The sequence below is a fragment of the Burkholderia sp. SR8 genome (genome assembly GCF_052851275.1).
In genome coordinates, this window is record NZ_JAULUC010000047.1 from 1 (window position 1) to 17,042 (window position 17,042).

Annotated in this window: 16 protein-coding genes; 11 read left to right on the forward strand and 5 right to left on the reverse strand. The window is 67.7% G+C overall.

Features of this window, described 5'->3' with window-relative positions; all coding sequences use genetic code 11:
• Positions 1–41 precede the first annotated feature (41 nt).
• Both Q3A80_RS31270 and Q3A80_RS31275 read right to left on the reverse strand, forming a co-directional pair.
• The gene (locus Q3A80_RS31270) at positions 42–1,178 is read right to left on the reverse strand and encodes a branched-chain amino acid ABC transporter substrate-binding protein (protein ID WP_446332638.1); all 1,137 of its coding nucleotides are present in this window, start codon (positions 1,176–1,178) and stop codon (positions 42–44) included.
• A gap of 190 nt (positions 1,179–1,368) precedes the next feature.
• Positions 1,369–1,872 carry a hypothetical protein gene (locus Q3A80_RS31275; protein WP_446332639.1) on the reverse strand — a complete coding sequence of 168 codons (504 nt, stop codon included), beginning with the start codon at positions 1,870–1,872 and terminating at the stop codon, positions 1,369–1,371.
• 26 nt (positions 1,873–1,898) lie between these two features.
• Here Q3A80_RS31275 and Q3A80_RS31280 point away from each other — a divergent pair, with 26 nt between their 5' ends.
• On the forward strand, positions 1,899–2,693 hold the full coding sequence (locus Q3A80_RS31280; protein ID WP_446332640.1) for a helix-turn-helix domain-containing protein: 795 nt from the start codon (positions 1,899–1,901) through the stop codon (positions 2,691–2,693).
• A gap of 68 nt (positions 2,694–2,761) precedes the next feature.
• Here the strand turns inward: Q3A80_RS31280 and Q3A80_RS31285 are convergent, their stop codons facing one another.
• Both Q3A80_RS31285 and Q3A80_RS31290 read right to left on the reverse strand, forming a co-directional pair.
• Positions 2,762–3,025 carry a hypothetical protein gene (locus Q3A80_RS31285; protein ID WP_446332641.1) on the reverse strand — a complete coding sequence of 88 codons (264 nt, stop codon included), beginning with the start codon at positions 3,023–3,025 and terminating at the stop codon, positions 2,762–2,764.
• Between the two features lie 283 nt (positions 3,026–3,308).
• Positions 3,309–5,201: a bifunctional sugar phosphate isomerase/epimerase/4-hydroxyphenylpyruvate dioxygenase family protein gene (locus Q3A80_RS31290; protein ID WP_446332642.1), complete on the reverse strand. Its 1,893-nt coding sequence runs from the start codon at positions 5,199–5,201 to the stop codon at positions 3,309–3,311.
• Positions 5,202–5,458: 257 nt separating this feature from the next.
• Between Q3A80_RS31290 and aroQ the strand changes: the two genes are divergently transcribed.
• Genes aroQ through Q3A80_RS31305 form a run of 3 tightly spaced genes read left to right on the forward strand, consistent with a single transcriptional unit; the run spans position 5,459 to position 8,151 of the window.
• On the forward strand, positions 5,459–5,914 hold the full coding sequence (aroQ, locus tag Q3A80_RS31295; RefSeq protein ID WP_446332643.1) for a type II 3-dehydroquinate dehydratase: 456 nt from the start codon (positions 5,459–5,461) through the stop codon (positions 5,912–5,914).
• Positions 5,911–6,765, forward strand: a complete 855-nt coding sequence (locus Q3A80_RS31300; protein ID WP_446332644.1) for a shikimate dehydrogenase — start codon at positions 5,911–5,913, stop codon at positions 6,763–6,765. Before aroQ ends, Q3A80_RS31300 begins: the two co-directional genes overlap by 4 nt.
• A 42-nt stretch (positions 6,766–6,807) precedes the next feature.
• The gene (locus tag Q3A80_RS31305) at positions 6,808–8,151 is read left to right on the forward strand and encodes an MFS transporter (protein ID WP_446332645.1); all 1,344 of its coding nucleotides are present in this window, start codon (positions 6,808–6,810) and stop codon (positions 8,149–8,151) included.
• 83 nt (positions 8,152–8,234) lie between these two features.
• Here the strand turns inward: Q3A80_RS31305 and Q3A80_RS31310 are convergent, their stop codons facing one another.
• Complete coding sequence (locus tag Q3A80_RS31310; protein ID WP_446332646.1) at positions 8,235–9,344, reverse strand: 2-aminoethylphosphonate--pyruvate transaminase; 1,110 nt, start codon at positions 9,342–9,344, stop codon at positions 8,235–8,237.
• A gap of 254 nt (positions 9,345–9,598) precedes the next feature.
• Between Q3A80_RS31310 and phnS the strand changes: the two genes are divergently transcribed.
• Genes phnS through Q3A80_RS31345 form a run of 7 tightly spaced genes read left to right on the forward strand, consistent with a single transcriptional unit; the run spans position 9,599 to position 16,893 of the window.
• A complete protein-coding gene (gene phnS, locus Q3A80_RS31315) occupies positions 9,599–10,690 on the forward strand; it encodes a 2-aminoethylphosphonate ABC transporter substrate-binding protein (RefSeq protein ID WP_446332647.1) in 1,092 nt (363 codons plus the stop codon).
• 34 nt (positions 10,691–10,724) lie between these two features.
• Positions 10,725–11,828: a 2-aminoethylphosphonate ABC transport system ATP-binding subunit PhnT gene (gene phnT / locus Q3A80_RS31320; protein WP_446332648.1), complete on the forward strand. Its 1,104-nt coding sequence runs from the start codon at positions 10,725–10,727 to the stop codon at positions 11,826–11,828.
• Positions 11,806–12,729: a 2-aminoethylphosphonate ABC transporter permease subunit gene (locus Q3A80_RS31325; protein WP_446332649.1), complete on the forward strand. Its 924-nt coding sequence runs from the start codon at positions 11,806–11,808 to the stop codon at positions 12,727–12,729. Before phnT ends, Q3A80_RS31325 begins: the two co-directional genes overlap by 23 nt.
• A complete protein-coding gene (gene phnV / locus Q3A80_RS31330) occupies positions 12,719–13,579 on the forward strand; it encodes a 2-aminoethylphosphonate ABC transport system, membrane component PhnV (protein WP_446332650.1) in 861 nt (286 codons plus the stop codon). Before Q3A80_RS31325 ends, phnV begins: the two co-directional genes overlap by 11 nt.
• Complete coding sequence (phnA, locus tag Q3A80_RS31335; RefSeq protein WP_446332651.1) at positions 13,576–14,886, forward strand: phosphonoacetate hydrolase; 1,311 nt, start codon at positions 13,576–13,578, stop codon at positions 14,884–14,886. Before phnV ends, phnA begins: the two co-directional genes overlap by 4 nt.
• Entirely contained in the window at positions 14,883–16,337 is a 1,455-nt protein-coding gene (phnY, locus tag Q3A80_RS31340; protein ID WP_446332652.1) for a phosphonoacetaldehyde dehydrogenase, read from the forward strand. The genes phnA and phnY overlap by 4 nt, the downstream gene beginning before the upstream one ends.
• Before the next feature lie 4 nt (positions 16,338–16,341).
• Positions 16,342–16,893 (forward strand): phosphonate degradation HD-domain oxygenase, encoded by a 552-nt coding sequence (locus tag Q3A80_RS31345; RefSeq protein ID WP_446332653.1) that lies wholly within the window; start codon positions 16,342–16,344, stop codon positions 16,891–16,893.
• Positions 16,894–17,042: the final 149 nt, after the last annotated feature.

Below are 17,042 nucleotides of genomic sequence, written 5' to 3' on the forward strand. Positions count from 1 at the left end.
GAACCGCGTGCAGCGCCGCGCGTGACAGGGGGGCTGCGCGATCAGTTGCCGGCGATCGTGTCGACCGGCTTGAACGTGCCGCGCTCGACCTTGTAGATCGTCACCGGCGCATCCTTCAGGTCGCCCTTCGCGTCGTACGCGATGCTCGGCGCCGACACGCCCTTGATCGATACCTTGCCGAGATACGGCGTATAGACTTTCGGATCGGTCGAGTTCGCGTCCTTCATCGCGGTGAGCAGCGCGATCGTGCCGTCGTACGAGTACGGCGAATACGTGATCACGTCTTCGTTGAAGCGTGCCTTGTAGCGCGATGCGTAGCCGGCGAAGCCCGGCATCTTTTCCTTCGGCAGCCCGCCCATGTAGACGATCGCGCCTTCGGCCGCTTCGCCGCCGACTTTCAGGAACGTCGGCGAACGCGACATCTCGCCGGTCACGAACGCGGACTTCATCCCGAGCTGGCGCATCTTGCGGATCATCGGCGAGGACTGCGCATCGCCGCCGCCGTAGAAGATCGCGTCCGGATTGATGCCCTTCAGGTTGGTCAGGATCGCCGAGAAGTCGAGCGCCTTGTCGTTCGTGAAGTCGCGCTTCACGATCGTGCCGCCCGCGGCCTGCACGGCTTTCGCGAATTCGTCGGCGATGCCCTGGCCGTAGGCCGTGCGGTCGTCGATGATCGCGATGCGCTTGAAGTGCAGCGTCTTCACCGCGTACGTGCCGACGATGCGGCCGGCCTGCGCGTCGCTCGTCAGCAGCCGGTAGGTCGTCTTGTAGCCGCGCGCGGTGTATTGCGGCGACGTCGCCATCGAGATCTGCGGGAGGCCCGCGCGATCGTACAGGTCGGATGCCGGAATGCTCGTGCCCGAGTTGAAGTGGCCGATGATCCCGCGGACGTTGTCGTCGATCAGCCGCTGCGCGACCGTCGTGCCGGTGCGCGGGTCGGCCTGGTCGTCCTGCGAGTCGAGCTGGAACGTGACCGGCTTGCCGCCGATCGTCGGATGCGTCGCGTTGAAATCGGCGATCGCGAGCTGCACGCCCTTCTGCATGTCCGTGCCGTAGTTCGATTGCGGCCCCGTCAGCGGTGCGGCGAAACCGATCTTGACGACGTCGGCGGCGATGGCGTATGCGCCCGACAGTGCGCAGGCAGCAGCCAGCGCGACGTGCGATACCTTCAGCTTCACTTTCACTTCCCCTTGATGGCGTGGTTGGGCCGCGGCCGGCCAGCGGGCCGGTGCGGTAAACCGGGCGAGACGTATCGGTATGCAGGCCTCCGTGGAAGCCGTGCCGCGTGTGCCGCCCGCTGCGCGGGTTGTGCCGGAATCGGCTTGCGCGGCGGCGGCGGGATGTCGTCTCGTGACCGTTGAGCGAAGTCTAGGCAGCGAAAATACGCGCGTCTTGCGCGTTCGGTGCGCGGGCGGCGACGATTTCGGCATATCGTCGATAACCCTGATATGTGCTGAAATCGTCATCAACGATGCGCAAACGCGACAAGACGAGGTGTGGCGGCATTTTTACGATGGCGGGTTCGGGCGCGCGGAATGTCGGCATCACCGCCATTGCCTTCGTTGCCGCTATTGCAGTCCGATGCCGGCGACAGGGCGGCCGGCGCGAGGAGATCGTTCCGTGCCGCACACGCAGCCGGCGCAGTGGTTGCGCGCACAACCGTTCGAGCGCGCAAGCGCAAGACGACGGACGCGCCACCGCATGCAACTGCATGACCGTCGACGATCGGTCGCGCATCGCGGCCGGTTGTCCATCGCCGAGCGGCCTGATCGCTTGCCCGGAGCCGTGAGCCGACAACTCGCCCGCCGCAGGATCGCGCGCCCGATGAACGCCGCGACGCGTTCGCAGGTGCGCTTCTATAATCGACGCCATCAGCCACGCCCTTCGCACCCGCCGGGATGACGACCTTCCTTGCCGCACCGCCCATGACCCTGTCCGATACGTTGCGCTACCAGCCCGACAACACCGATCTCGGCGCGATGCTCGCGCACTTCCGCCTGCTCGAGCCGGTGTTCGACGCGCTGCCCGACGTCGCGTTCTTCGTGAAGGATGCGAACGGCCGCTACGCGCTCGTCAACCGTACGCTCGCGATGCGCTGCGGCTACAAGGACAAGCGCGACCTGCTCGGCAAGACGACCGACGAGGTGTTTCCGCGCCGTTTCGGCCGGACCTATTTCGAGCAGGACATGGCGACGATCAACGCCGGCCAGCAACTGATGGACCAGCTCGAGCTGCATCTGTATCCGGGCCGCCAGCCGGGCTGGTGCCTGACCTGCAAGGAGCCGCTGCGCGACGCAACCGGCAAGGTGGTCGGCCTCGCGGGCATCTCGCGCGACCTGAAGGCGCACGAGGGTTCGCATCCGGCCTACAGCAAGCTGGCCGACGTGGTGCAGCACATCCAGGATCACTACGTGCAGCCGCTGAACCTGAAACAGCTCGCGCAGATGGCCGGGATGTCGGTTGCGCAGCTCGAACGCTACTTTCACAAGGTGTTTCACCTGACGCCGCGCCAGGTGCTGCTGAAGACGCGGCTCGAAGCGGCCACGGCGCTGCTCGTCACGCACGACAAGGTGACCGACGTCGCGGCGCTATGCGGTTATACGGATCACAGCGCGTTCACGCGCCAGTTCAAGGCGACGGTCGGCGTCACGCCGTCCGAATACCGGCTGATGCTGCAGGACCGCGCAGGGTGACGCGACGCGCCGGCCGTGGCCGGTGCGTCGGGATGATCGGGGTGGTGCGGGAGCGGGAAAGCGGCGGCTCAGCGGTAGCCGAGGCCTTTCAGGACGGCCGTGCCGTCTTCGGTCAGACGGAAGCTCGGTGACGTGTCGGCGTCGAGCTTGACCATCTCGACGAGACCGGCTTCCTGCAGCGCGGGCAATTCGGGTTTGGCATTCGCGCCGATCGGTGCGTGCAGCAGCACGAGCAGCGTCGCGATCTCGTGATGGCTGAGCAAACGGCGCAGCATCGTCTTTTTCGCAGGGGGGGCGGCCGGGCGGCCCGCGGGTGCATCTACGGCGCTCATCGCTGTCCTCCTTTTCGGGATATCCATCGGGTTACTGGTTGCGGATGGTGCCGTCGAAGACTTAAGCGATTCTTAAAAGCGAGGTGGCCGCGCCGATGGTGCAGTGCGGCGCGCGTTACCGGATGTAACCCGTGCCGGGCGCGCGATCCGCGCAGCCCGCGCGCGGCCTTGCCTGGCGGCGTGTTGCGGCGCGATTCCCCACGATGGTGCGTCCGAGTGCCGCGCGGCTCGCGGTCGCGTCGTCCGTGCGGGTCGACTCGACCCCGAAACGGGTTTTCCTGCCTTATTTCCTGCGCTGTGCCTGAGCCGCGAGCCGCACGGCCGCGTTGGTCGCGCCGTAGCCATCGTAGCCGCCGCGCCGCTCGACGATTTCGAGCGAAAAGCGGTTGTCGACCAGTTCCGTATACGCATGCAGGAATTCGCCGCCGTTTTCGTCGCGGTCGTACAGCAGATGATGGGCGCTCAGCGTGTCGATCAGCTCGTCGGATAGCGCGTAGCGTGCGGCGAGATCGTCGTAGTAGTTCGGCGGAATTCGCAGGAACGGCACGCCGTCGGCCGCGAACGCGGCGACCGTCTTCACGATGTCGTCGGTGCGGAACGCGACGTGGTTCAGCCCCGTGCCGTGGTAGCGGTCGAGCGATTCCGCGACGGCCGTATGACGGTCGACCGACGCGTTCAGCGCGATCCGCACCGAGCCGTCGGCGCTGCGCACCGCGCGGCTGCGCATCAGGCCGTACGGATCCGGCACGAGCCAGCTGCGCTCGGCCTCGAAGCCGAACGCGGTCTTGAAGAACAGGATCCACGTATCGAGCGCGTCGGCCGGCAGCGCGAGGCAGACGTGGTCGATGCCCGTCAGCGGGCCGACTTCGCTGGGCCCGTCGATGTCGGTCAGCACGAAATCCGATTCATACAGCGTCGGCGCGTTCGGCGCCTCGTCGACGAAGTATTCGAGGCTGCCGTCCGGCGCCTTCACGCTCGGCAGCACGCGCTCGTTCGGGCCGACGCGCCCGGAAAACGGCGCATAGCCGAAGCCCGCCGCGCGTTCGAACGCCACTTTCGCGTCGTCGACGCGGAACGCCGACGCGCACAACGACAGCCCGTGCTGCTGGAAGAACGCGTCGGCGAACGAATCGCGCTCGGCATTCAGCACGATCGACGCGGCGCCGTGCTGGAACAGCGTCACGTCTTTCGACCGGTGGTGCCCTGCGAGCCGGAACCGCATGCGGCCGAGCCATTCGCCGACGGTGGCTGCCGCCTGCGCGTCGACCGCGAATTCGATGAACTGGAATCCGACGTGCGCAGGCGGCGCCGGCGGCGCGAACAGCGGCTGCGCTGCAGCGGGCGCGTGGCCGTCCTGCGCGAGCCGCGCGCGCGTCAGTTCTTCCAGATAGAGCAGCGAGCGGTGGCCGTCGGCGGCCGTGATCGCGGTCGGCGCGGCGCGGAAGCCGTCGTTGAAGATCTCGAGCGACAACGGCCCCGTATAGCCGGACTCGATCACGCGGGCGGTGAAGCGCGCGAGATCGAAGTCGCCCTGGCCGGGGAACGAGCGGTAGTGGCGGCTCCATTCGAGCACGTCCATCGCGAGCTTCGGCGCATCGGCGATCTGCACGAACGCGATCCGGTCGCCCGGAATGTCGGCGATCGCGTCCGGCGAATCGTCCAGCGACAGCGTGTGGAAGCTGTCGAGCGCGAGGCCGAGGTGCGGGCTGTTCACCGCCTTCACGAGCTGCCACGCGTGACCGTACCGTTTCACGACGCGGCCCCACGCGAGCGCCTCGTACGCGGCGACCACGCCGGCCTGCCGCGCGGCTTCCGCGAGCGCGCCGAGCTGGTCGACCAGCAGCGCATCGTCCGCGATCGTGTCGGGCGACACGTTGCTGCACACCAGGATGCGATCGGTGCCGAGCGCGTGCATCACGTCGAACTTGCGGCGGATGCGGTCGAGATTGCGCGCGAGCTGGGCCGGGCTCACGCCCTCGAAGTCGCGAAACGGCTGGAACAGCACGATGTCGAGGCCGAGGTCGGCGGCCATGCGCCGCACGTCGGCCGGCGATCCGTCGAAGTACACGAGATCGTTCTCGAAGATTTCGACACCGTCGAAACCGGCGGCCTGGATGGCGGCGAGCTTCTCGGCGAGCGTGCCGGACAGTGACACCGTGGCGATCGAGCGCTGCATGGGCGAATCCTGCGGATGAGCGGGAGGTGGCGCCGGCCGGATCGGGCCCGAATGAACCAGTCGTTGAATCCCCGGCGAACGCCATATCCCGAATTTACTAGGGAAGTGAGGCGAATTATACAAACTAACTAGATGGTACAAATTAGCGAAAACCCGAAAAGACAGCGTGCGCGTGCGGGCGCACACTAGCGCCACATCCTGATGTCACGGGGCGGAGCAGCCAACGTTCCGCCCCCGTTTTTGGAGCAGAAATCGTCATGAGCAAGCACAAGGTGCTGGTGCTGAACGGCCCGAACCTCAATCTGCTGGGGACCCGCGAGCCCCATATCTACGGCGCGGAAACCCTTGCCGACGTCGAGCAGCGCTGCCGCACCGCAGCCGACGGGCTCGGTCTGGAGATCGACTTCCGCCAGTCGAACGCCGAGCACCAGCTGATCGACTGGCTGCATGCCGCGCGTCACGACACGCACGGCATCGTCATCAACCCGGCTGCGTATACGCACACGTCGGTCGCGCTGGCCGACGCGCTGTCCGCGATCGCGAAACCCGTGATCGAAGTCCACATTTCCAACGTGCACCGCCGCGAGGCATTCCGTCACCACTCGTATATCGCGGCCATCGCCGAAGCGGTGATCTGCGGCTGCGGCACCGAAGGCTACGTGTTCGCGCTGCAGCGCCTGTCGACCCTTTTTGCGCAGGGTGCCGCACGATGAGCCGCCCGTCTTTTCTGATCGGCCTGATCGGCCAGGGGATCGGCGGCTCGCTGTCGCCCGCGATGCACGAGGAAGAAGGATTCCGTCAGGGTTTCGGCTACGTCTACCGGCGCATCGATCTCGATGCGCTCGGGCTGACCGTCGACGCGCTGCCCGAGTTGCTCGATGCCGCGCAGCGGATGGGCTACAACGGCCTGAACATCACGCATCCGTGCAAGCAGCGTGTGATCGAGCACCTCGACGAACTGTCGGACGACGCGCGCGCGCTCGGCGCGGTGAATACCGTGCTGTTCAAGGACGGCAAGCGGATCGGCCACAACACCGACTGGTCCGGTTTCGCGAAATCGTTCCGCCGCGGGCTGCCGGCAGCGTCGCTCGAGCGCGTCGTGCAGCTCGGCGCGGGCGGCGCGGGTGCGGCCGTCGCGCACGCCGCGCTGCAGATGGGCGCGGCCGAACTGACGATTTTCGATGTCGACGGCACGCGTGCCGTCACGCTCGCGGGCGAACTGCAGCAGCGCTTCCCGGCCGCGCGGGTCACGGCCGGCGACGATCTCGCGGTTGCGGTGAAAGCGGCAACCGGGCTGATCCATGCGACGCCGACCGGCATGATCAAGCACCCGGGCCTGCCGCTGCCGGCCGAGCTGCTCCATGCGGGAATGTGGGTGGCCGACATCGTGTATTTCCCGCTCGAAACCGAACTGATCCGCGCCGCGCGCGCGGCCGGCTGCGCGACGCTGCCGGGCGGCGGGATGGCCGTGTACCAGGCCGTCGATGCATTCGAGATCTTCACCGGCCGCACGCCGGACGACGAGCGGATGTTCGAGCATTTTCAGTCGCTCGTCGCGCGCTGACCCTACTACCGACCAGCTGAAAAGAGAGACCAGGAGACGACCATGCAGCACACCACTCACACGAGCGCCGCTCCGGCGCAGGCCGCCGGCACGGTCCGGCGGACATCGGCGCGCTACAAGATCCTCGCGCTGCTCGCGATCGGCACGATGATCAACTATCTGGACCGTACCGTGCTGGGCGTGGCTGCGCCGCAGCTCACCAAGGAGCTCGGCATCAACGCGGCGGTGATGGGCATCATGTTCTCCGCGTTCTCGTGGACGTACGTCGCGTCGCAGGTGCCCGGCGGTCTCTTCCTCGATCGCTTCGGCAGCAAGGTCACTTATTACTGGTCGATGACGCTGTGGTCGCTGTGCACGTTCCTGCAGGGCTTCGTGCCCGGCGTCGGCACGCTGCTCGCATGCCGGCTCGGCCTCGGCGTCGCGGAGGCGCCGTGCTTCCCGACCAACAGCCGCGTCGTCGCGACCTGGTTCCCGCAGAACGAACGCGCGATGGCGACCGGCACCTATACGGTCGGCGAGTACATCGGCCTCGCGTTCTTCAGCCCCGTGCTGTTCGCGCTGATGGGCGCGTTCGGCTGGCGCTCGCTGTTCTGGGTCGTCGGCGCGGTCGGCATCGTGTTCGGTTTCGTCTGGTGGAAGCTCTATCACGAGCCGCGCAACCATCCGTCGGCGAACTCGGAAGAACTCGCGTACATCGAAGCGGGCGGCGGCCTCGTGCACGGTGCACGCAAGGACGGCGACAAGGCCGGCAAGGCGGCGCAGGCGAAATTCAGCTGGTCGATGGCCGGCCGGCTGCTGAAGAAGCGCCAGCTCGCGGGCATCTGCCTCGGCCAGTTCGCCGGCAACTCGACGCTCGTGTTCTTCCTGACCTGGTTCCCGACCTATCTCGCGACCGAGCGCCACATGGGCTGGCTGAAGATCGGCTTCTTCGCGGTGATGCCGTTCATCGCCGCGTCGGTCGGCGTGATGTTCGGCGGGATCTTCTCGGACTGGCTGCTGCGTCGCGGCAAGTCGGCGAACCTCGCGCGCAAGCTGCCGATCATCGCGGGCCTGCTGCTCGCGTCGACGATCATTCTCGCGAACTACGTGAAGAGCAACGAAGCCGTGATCGCGATCATGTCGGTGGCGTTCTTCGCACAAGGGATGGCCGCGCTCGGCTGGACGCTCGTGTCCGACATCGCGCCGGACGGCCTGCTCGGCGTGACGGGCGGCATCTTCAATTTCGCGGCGAACCTCGCGGGGATCGTCACGCCGCTCGTGGTCGGCTTCATCGTCGCATCGACCGGCTCGTTCGTCGGCGCGCTCGTGTTCATCGGCGTGATCGCGCTGATTGGCGCGCTGTCCTACATCTTCGTGGTCGGCGACATCAAGCGGATCGAACTGTAAGCCTGCAAGCATCGGCTCCACGCACGCTCGGTGCGTTCGCCCGGCGACCCTGGGTTGCCGGGCGTTTTTGTTTGTGCGGCGCGTCACGCGCGCTGCACGGCAATTCCGAGCGATTCGACTGCCTGCGCGATCGCCGCGACCGCGCGCCGGATGTCGTCCGCGTCGATCGCGCCGATGCAGCCGACGCGAAATGTTTCGAGTTGCGTCAGCTTGCCCGGATATAGGATGAAACCCGCGTCGCGCACCGCGTCGTAGAAGCGGCGGAAATCGTAGTCCGGATGGTCCGGCGCGTGGAACGTGACGATGACCGGCGCCTGCACGCTGGCATCGAGGAACGGCACGAAGCCGAGCGCGCGCATCGATTCCACGAGCGTGCGGCAGTTCTCCGCATAGCGCGCGCCGCGCGCCGGCTGGCCACCTTCGGCCAGGTACTGGTCGAGCGCGGCACGCAGCGCGGCGACCACGTGCGTCGGCGGCGTGAAGCGCCACTGGCCGGTCTTGCGCAGGTACGCGTACTGATCGTGCAGATCCAGCGCGAGCGACGGCGAGTTGCCCGCGCACGCGTCGAGCACATCGCGTCGCACGATCGCGAACCCCATTCCCGGCACGCCTTCCAGGCATTTGCCGCTCGCCGAGATCAGCGCGTCGATGCCGCTGTCGGCCAGCGCGATCGGCAGTGCGCCGAACGAACTCATTGCATCGACGATCAGCCGCTTGCCGTGCCGCCGGCACACCGCTGCGATCGCGTCGAGCGGATTCAGGATGCCGGCGCTCGTTTCCAGATGCACTAGCGCGACGTGCGTGATGCGCGGCTCGCGCGCGAACGCGGTTTCGACCGCGGCCGGGTCCACCGCCGCGTCCTCGTCGAACGGCAGCGCAATGGCCTCGATGCCGAGCCGGCCGAGAATCTTAAGGATGCGTGCGCAATACGCGCCGTTGTCCGGCACCAGCACGACGCCGTCGCGCGGCACCAGCGTGCCGAGCGCGGCCTCGACCGAAAACGTGCCGCTGCCCTGCATCGGCACGCACACGTACGCGTCGCCGCCGCGCGCGATCGCGACCAGGTCCGCGCAGGCGCTCGCCGTCAACTGATTGAACGCAGCGTCCCACGAGCCCCAGTCGTGTTGCATTGCGTGGCGCGTTGTGGCGGACGTGGTGAGCGGGCCGGGCGTGAGCAGAATCGGGTCGGACATGTTTTTCCTCCAGCAAGGGGCGGCCGAAATGCCGGACAGCATTTCTGAATGACTTGCATGATATTGGCAAAATGTGTCATTTTTTGGAAATTGTGGCAGTCGTCACGGGGTTGTCATCGAACGCTGTGATCCTTCGGTTGCCGCGCGAAACCACCTGCAGCGCGGCAGCGAGGCAGGCCGGTTGGCGGTTTGCCCGACTGGAAGGAGCCGGATCGTGCCCCGGCCGCCTGGTGTTCCGCCTACGGAGAAGTGAGATGACACTGCAGAATTCCTCGCGCGCCGCTGCCGGCGCGTTCCGCAAGCTCGCGCTGGCCGCCTGCGCCGCCGGTCTGCTGCAAGGCGCGGCGATGCCCGCGCATGCGGCGAACGCGGTCGTGCTGTACACCGCGGACGGTCTCGAGAACCTCTACCGCGATGTGCTGCCGGCGTTCGAGAAGAAGGAAGGCGTGAAGGTCAACATCGTGACGGCCGGCAGCGGCGAGGTCGTGAACCGCGCGAACATCGAAAAGAATTCGCCGAAGGCGGACGTGATCGTCACGCTGCCGCCGTTCATCCAGCAAGCCGGCCAGATGGGCCTGCTGCAGCCGTACCAGAGCGTCAACTACAAGAACGTGCCGGCGATCGCGAAGGCCGAAGACGGCACGTGGGCGACGTTCGTGAACAACTACTTCTCGTTCGCGATCAACCCGGACGTCGTGAAGAACCAGCCGAAGACGTTCGCCGACCTGCTGTCGCCGAGCTACGCCGGCAAGGTCGCGTACTCGAACCCGGCGACCGCCGGCGACGGGATGGCCGTGCTGATCCTGACGACCACGCTGATGGGCGAGGACAAGGCGTTCGACTACCTCGCGAAGCTGTCGCAGAGCGTGAAGTTCCACACGAAGGGCACCGGCTACCTGAACGTGCTGCTGTCGCGCAACGAGATCAGCGTCGCGAACGGCGACCTGCAGATGGACCTCGACGACGCCGAGCACGGCGCGCTGTCGGTCAAGCCGATCTTCCTGGCCGCGAAGGCCGGCGACCAGCCGACCACGTTCCAGCTGCCGTACGGCATCGGCCTGATCAAGAGCGGCCCGAACCAGGACGCCGGCAAGAAGCTGATCGACTACCTGATGTCGACCGAAGTGCAGTCGAAGGTGCCGGACATGTACGGCATTCCGGGCCGCACCGACGTGCCGCTCGCCGGCAAGAACGGCGAGGCGGTGAAGAAGGCGATTGCTGGCGTGAAGCTGATCCCGGTCGACTGGACCCAGGTGATGGCGAAGAAGCCGGAGTGGATCGAGCGCTGGAAGAAGGACGTGATCGGCAGCTCGGGCAAGCAGCTCGACGTCGTCAAGCCGAAGTGACCGGCGCACGCCGCCTGTACTAGTGAGCAAGAGGATGAACCTGGTGGATACCACCCTGACCCATCCCGGCGCATTCGGCGCCGCCGAGCCGCGCGCGACGCTGCGGTCCGGCGCGCCGGGCGGCGTGCAGATCGAACACCTGAGCGTGCGCTACGGCGCGCGCACGGTGCTGGAGGATCTGTCGCTGTCGATCGGCGCCGGCGAATTTTTGACCGTGCTCGGCAAGAGCGGCTGCGGCAAGACCACGCTGCTGCGCTTCATCGCCGGGTTCGTGAAGGCCGACGGCCTGACCGGCACGCTGACCGTGGCCGGACGCGACCTGACCCATGCGCCGCCGCACAAGCGCAATCTCGGTCTGCTGTTCCAGAATTACGCGCTGTTCCCGCACCTGTCGGTGTTCGAGAACGTCGCATTCGGGCTGCGCGCGCGCGGGATGGCGTCGTCGGAAGTGACGCGCCGCGTCGCCGACGCGCTGAAGCTCGTGCAGCTCGGCGACGCCGGCCACCACCTGCCCGCGCAACTGTCGGGCGGGATGCAGCAGCGCGTCGCGCTGGCGCGCGCGCTCGTGATCGAGCCGGACGTGCTGCTGCTCGACGAGCCGCTGTCGGCGCTCGATGCGAACCTGCGCGCATCGGTGCGCAGCGAACTGAAGGCGCTGCACGAGCGCCTGCCGAACCTGACCGTCGTCTGCGTGACGCACGATCGCGACGACGCGCTCGTGCTGTCCGACCGCGCGCTGCTGATGCGCGACGGCCGCATCGCGCAGCTCGGCACGCCGCAGCAGCTGTACGACGCGCCGCAAGACGGCTACGTCGCGCGCTATCTCGGCCCGGCGAATCTGCTGCCGCCGCACGTGATCTTCCCGCTCGGCGATCCGCGCCACGACGTGCGCGGCAAGGTCGCGTGCGTGCGCCCCGAGCGGTTGACCGTGATGCCGCCCGCGGCAGGCGGCCTGCACGGCACCGTATCGTCCGTCGAATGGCAGGGCGCGGACCTGTCGATCGCGGTCGTGATCGACGCGGCGCCCGACGAACCCGTGCGCGTGACGATGCAACGCGGCCGCGGCGCGGCTCCCGAGCGCGGTGCGCGCGTGTCCCTGCATTGCGAGGCAGACGATGTCGTCCTTATCGAGCCCTGACGCCGGCCTGCCGCCGCAGGTGCACGCATCGGCAGCCGCGCATGCTGCGGCCGCGCGGCGCCGCAAGCGTGTCGGCGACCTGCACCTCGCCGCGCTCGCGATCGTCGTGCTGGGGCCGCTCGTCGTCTATCCGCTCGTGCGCCTCGTGCTGCTGAGCGTGACCGGCGATCACGGGCTGAGCTTCGCCGCGTATCGCACGTTTTTCGGCAACCCCGATACGCGCAGCGTGCTGGTGACGACCGTCGGCGTGCTGTTCGCGAGCGCCGGCACCGCGTCGGTGCTCGGCGTGCTGCTCGCCGCGCTGCTGTTCTTCAAGCCGTTTCCGGGCGCGTCGCTCGTTACGCGCTTCCTGGAACTGTACGTCGCGTTCCCGTCGTTCCTCGTCGCGTTCACGCTGATCTTCCTGTACGGCTCGCAAGGATCGATCAGCATCGCGCTGCAGCATCTGTTCCATCTGGAGAATCCGCCGCTCGACTTCCTGTTCGGAATCGGCGGCGTGATCCTCGCGCAGACGGTGTTCTACACGCCGTTCGTCGTGCGGCCGACGCTCGCGTCGTTCGCGACGCTCGACCTGCGCCTGATCGAAGCGGCGCGCAGTCTCGGCGCATCCGGCTGGATGCTCGCGCGCCGCGTCGTGCTGCCGATCGCATGGCCGGGCATCGCTGCCGGCACCGTGCTGTGCTTCCTGCTGACGCTGAACGAATTCGGCATCCTGCTCGTGCTCGGCAGCGCGCGGCTGGTGACGCTGCCGGTCGCGATCTACAGCAGCGCGACCGTCGATCTCGACCTGCCGACCGCGTCGGCCGGCGCGGTCGTGATGCTCGCGCTGTCGCTGGCGCTGTATGCGGTTTATCGCCGGGTGAACCGGCGTGCGACGGGAGGGGGGAACGATGTCCGCTGAATTCCGTATCGGGCAAGCCGTGCCGCGTCGGCCGATCGGCTGGGGCGACACGCTGCTCAAGCATGCGTCGCGCGCGGCGCTGGCGCTGGCCGCGTTCGCGTGCTTCTGGCTGTTCGTGCTGCCGGTGATCGTCGTCGCGCTGTCGAGCGTGTCGACGCAGTGGTCGGGCACGATCCTGCCGGCTGGTTACAGCCTGCGCTGGTTCGAGCGGCTCGGGTCGCCGGAATACGACGCGCTGGCGACGAGTCTCGAAATCGGCTTCGGCGTGTCGGCGCTCGGCACCATCCTCGGCCTGTGGCTCGCGCTTGCGCTCGAAGGGCGCGACCGTCACGGCCTCGGCGCGCTCGTGGACGCGCTGGTGATGGTGCCGAACGGCGTGCCGAGCGTCGTGCTCGGGCTCGCGGTGCTGATCGCGTATCACCAGAAGCCGCTCGACCTGTCGAGTTCCGCGGCGATCGTCGTGCTCGTGCAGCTCGCGCTGATTCTCCCGTTCTGCTATCGATGCGCGGCCGCCGCGCTGCGTCCCGAGCTGACCGTGCTGCGCGAAGCGGCGGCGAGCCTCGGCGCACCGCCCGCGATGGTGCTGCGCCGCGTGCTGCTGCCGCAGCTCGTGCCGGCGCTGCGCGCGAGCCTCGCGCTCGGCTTCGCGCTGTCGCTCGGCGAGCTCGGTGCGACGCTGACCGTCTATCCGCCCGGTTTCGCGACCGTGCCGATCGTCGTGATCGGCCAGGTGGAGCGCGGTTACTACCTTCCCGCATCGGCGCTGTCGCTGCTGATGCTCGGCGCGTCGCTCGCGGCGCTGCTGCTGATCGCCGCGCGCGTGCCGCGCGGCACGCGGGCCGCATCGTGAACGCCGCGTTCGCGTTGCGGCTTCCCGGCGAGCAACCGGCCGCCGGCACGGTGTCGGCCGGTCTCGCGGGTCACTCCATCGGCGTCAACGGCCGGCGCTACCGGCTGCCGGCCGAGCCGACCGTCGTCGTCTGCGTCGACGGCTGCGAGTACGACTATCTCGAGCGTGCGGTCGACGCGGGCGTCGCGCCGTTCATCGGCCGGATGATCGCGGAAGGCACCGCGTGGCGCGCCGACTGCGTCGTGCCGACCTTCACGAACCCGAACAACCTGTCGATCGTGTGCGGCGTGCCGCCGTCGGTCCACGGGATCTGCGGCAACTACTTCTGGGATCCGGCCGCAGACGGCGGCCGCGGCGCCGAGGTGATGATGAACGACCCGGCCTACCTGCGGGCCGGCACGCTGCTCGCGGCGGCAGCCGACGCCGGCGCGCGCGTCGCCGTCGTCACCGCGAAGGACAAGCTGCGCCGGCTGCTCGGCTGGCAGCTGGACGGCATCTGCTTCTCGGCCGAGAAGGCCGCACAGGCGAATCTCGCGGAGAACGGGATCGTCGACGTGCTCGACTGGGTCGGCCTGCCGTCGCCGGACGTGTACAGCGCGGCGCTGTCCGAATTCGTGTTCGCGGCGGGCGTACGGCTCGCGCAGACCCGCCAGATCGACCTGATGTACCTGTCGACCACCGACTACGTGCAGCACAAGTGTGCGCCGGGCAGTGCCGGCGCGAATGCGTTCTACGCGATGATGGACCGTTATCTCGCGCAGCTCGACGCGCTCGGCTGGGCGATCGGGCTCACGGCCGACCACGGGATGAACGCGAAGCACGATCCGGTGACGGGCCGGCCGAACGTGATCTATCTGCAGGACGCGTTCGACGGCTGGTTCGGTGCGCACGCCGCACGCGTGATCCTGCCGATCACCGATCCGTACGTCGTGCATCACGGCGCGCTCGGCTCGTTCGCAACGGTTTATCTGGCGCCGGGCGTCGACCGTGCCGACGCGATGTGGCGCGTCGGCCGGCTCGACGGCGTCGAGCTCGTGCTCGACAACGCGGAAGCCGCCGCGCGCTTCGAGTTGCCGGCCGACCGGATCGGCGACCTCGTGGTGATTGCGCGGCGCGACATGACGCTCGGCACGCGCGAGCGCGAACACGATCTGTCGGGCCTGACCGTGCCGTTGCGATCGCACGGCGGCGTGTCCGAGCAGGAAGTGCCGTTGCTGTTCAATCGTCGGATCGAGCGGGACGACCCTGCACGTCGTCCGCGCAACTTCGACGTGTTCGATTTCGTGTTGAACCGGATCGCGACATGATGGCTCATCCGCGGCAAGACCACCCCGCGTTCCGCGCCGAGGCGCTGCGGTGGTGCGGCGCGCGCGCGACGCGCGACCGCGTTTTCGACGTCACCGATCCGTACACCGGCACGCGTGTCGGTACGGCGCCGCTGGCGAGCGTCGACGACGTGCGCGCGGCGTTCGACTACGCGATCGCGTACCGGCCGGCGCTGACGCGTTACGAGCGTTCGCAGATCCTCGAGCGGGCGGCCGCGCTGCTGCGCGAGCGTGCCGACGAGGCGTCCGACCTGATCACGCTCGAGTCGGGACTGTCGAAACAGGATTCGCGCTACGAAATCGGCCGCGTCGCTGACGTGCTGAAGTTCGCGTCGGTCGAGGCGCTGCGCGACGATGCGCAGAGCTTCTCGTGCGACCTGACGCCTCACGGCAAGGCGCGGCGCGTGTTCTCGCAGCGCCAGCCGCTCGATGGCGTGATCGTCGCGATCACGCCATTCAATCACCCGATGAACCAGGTCGCGCACAAGATCGCGCCGGCGATCGCGACGAACAACCGCGTGATCGTGAAGCCGTCGGAAAAAGTGCCGCTGTCGGCGTTCTATCTGGCGGACGTGCTGTACGAGGCCGGTTTGCCGGAGCCGATGCTGCAGGTGCTGACCGGCGATCCGCGCGAGATCGCCGACGAACTCGTCACGCATCCGCATGCATCGCTGATCACCTTTACGGGCGGCGTGTCGATCGGCAAGGCGATCGCCGCGCGGGCCGGCTACCGGCGCATCGTGCTGGAGCTGGGCGGCAACGATCCGCTGATCGTCCTCGACGATGCCGATCTCGAGCGTGCGGCGTCGCTCGCCGTGCTCGGCTCGTACCGGAATTCGGGGCAGCGCTGCACGGCCGTCAAGCGGATACTGGTGCAGCGGTCGATCGCGCCGGCGTTTACCGAATTGCTCGTCGAGAAGACGCGTGCGTGGAAGTACGGCGATCCGTTCGATCCCGCGAACGAAATGGGCACGGTAATCGACGATGCGGCGGCGCGGCTGTTCGAGGCGCGCGTGAACGAGGCGGTCGCACACGGTGCGCGCCTGCTCACCGGCAATGTGCGGCGCGGCGCGCTGTACGCGCCGACCGTGCTCGACAACGTCGACCCGTCGATGACGATCGTGCGCGAGGAGACCTTCGGGCCGGTGTCGCCCGTCATCGCATTCGATACGATCGATGATGCGATCCGGATCAGCAACGGGACGGCGTTCGGGCTGTCGTCGGGCGTCTGCACCGACAGCACGGCGGCCGTCGTGCGGTTCGTGAACGAACTGAAAGTCGGGACGGTGAACGTGTGGGAGGTGCCCGGCTACCGGATCGAGCTGTCGCCGTTCGGCGGGATCAAGGATTCCGGGCTCGGCTATAAGGAAGGCGTTCAGGAAGCGATGAAGAGCTTCACGAACCTGAAGACGTTTTCGCTGCCTTGGGAGTAAGCGGATGGCACTGACGGTGGAAGAGATTCACGGGCTGTATCGCGACCATGGCCACGTCGCGTATAGCGGCGAACCGGTGACGCAGCTGGAGCATGCGTTGCAGAGCGGCTTGCTGGCGGAGGAAGCGGGCGCCGACGATGCGCTGATCGTGGCGGCGTTCCTGCACGACCTCGGGCATCTGCTGAATCGCCAGGGGGAGACGCCGAGCGCGCGCGGGATCGACGATCTGCATCAGTATTACGCGCTGCCGTTCCTGCGGCCGCTGTTCAACGACGCGGTGCTGGAGCCGATCCGGCTGCACGTCGATGCGAAGCGTTGCCTGTGCCGCACGGACGCCGGCTACTTCGAGAGCCTGTCGCCGGATTCGGTGCGCAGCCTTGCGCTGCAGGGCGGCATCTTCAGCGAAGAGGAGGCGGCGGCGTTCCTGCAGCGTCCGTTCGCGGAAGACGCGCTGCGGCTGCGCCGCTGGGACGATACGGCGAAGGAAGCGGGCAAGGTGACGCCCGGTCTCGATCACTATATGGAGATAGTGGCGCGCCAGCTGCGCGTGGTCTGACGATTCGGTGGCCTCTATTCAAGCCCCCGCACGCGGCAGCGTGCGGGGGCTTGAATATTTTTCGGGAAACCCCTTGCGCGATCCTGGAACGATGCATAGAATCACGCCTCTTTCGCGCTACCGGAAACGCGGCGCGGAGGAAGAAGGGG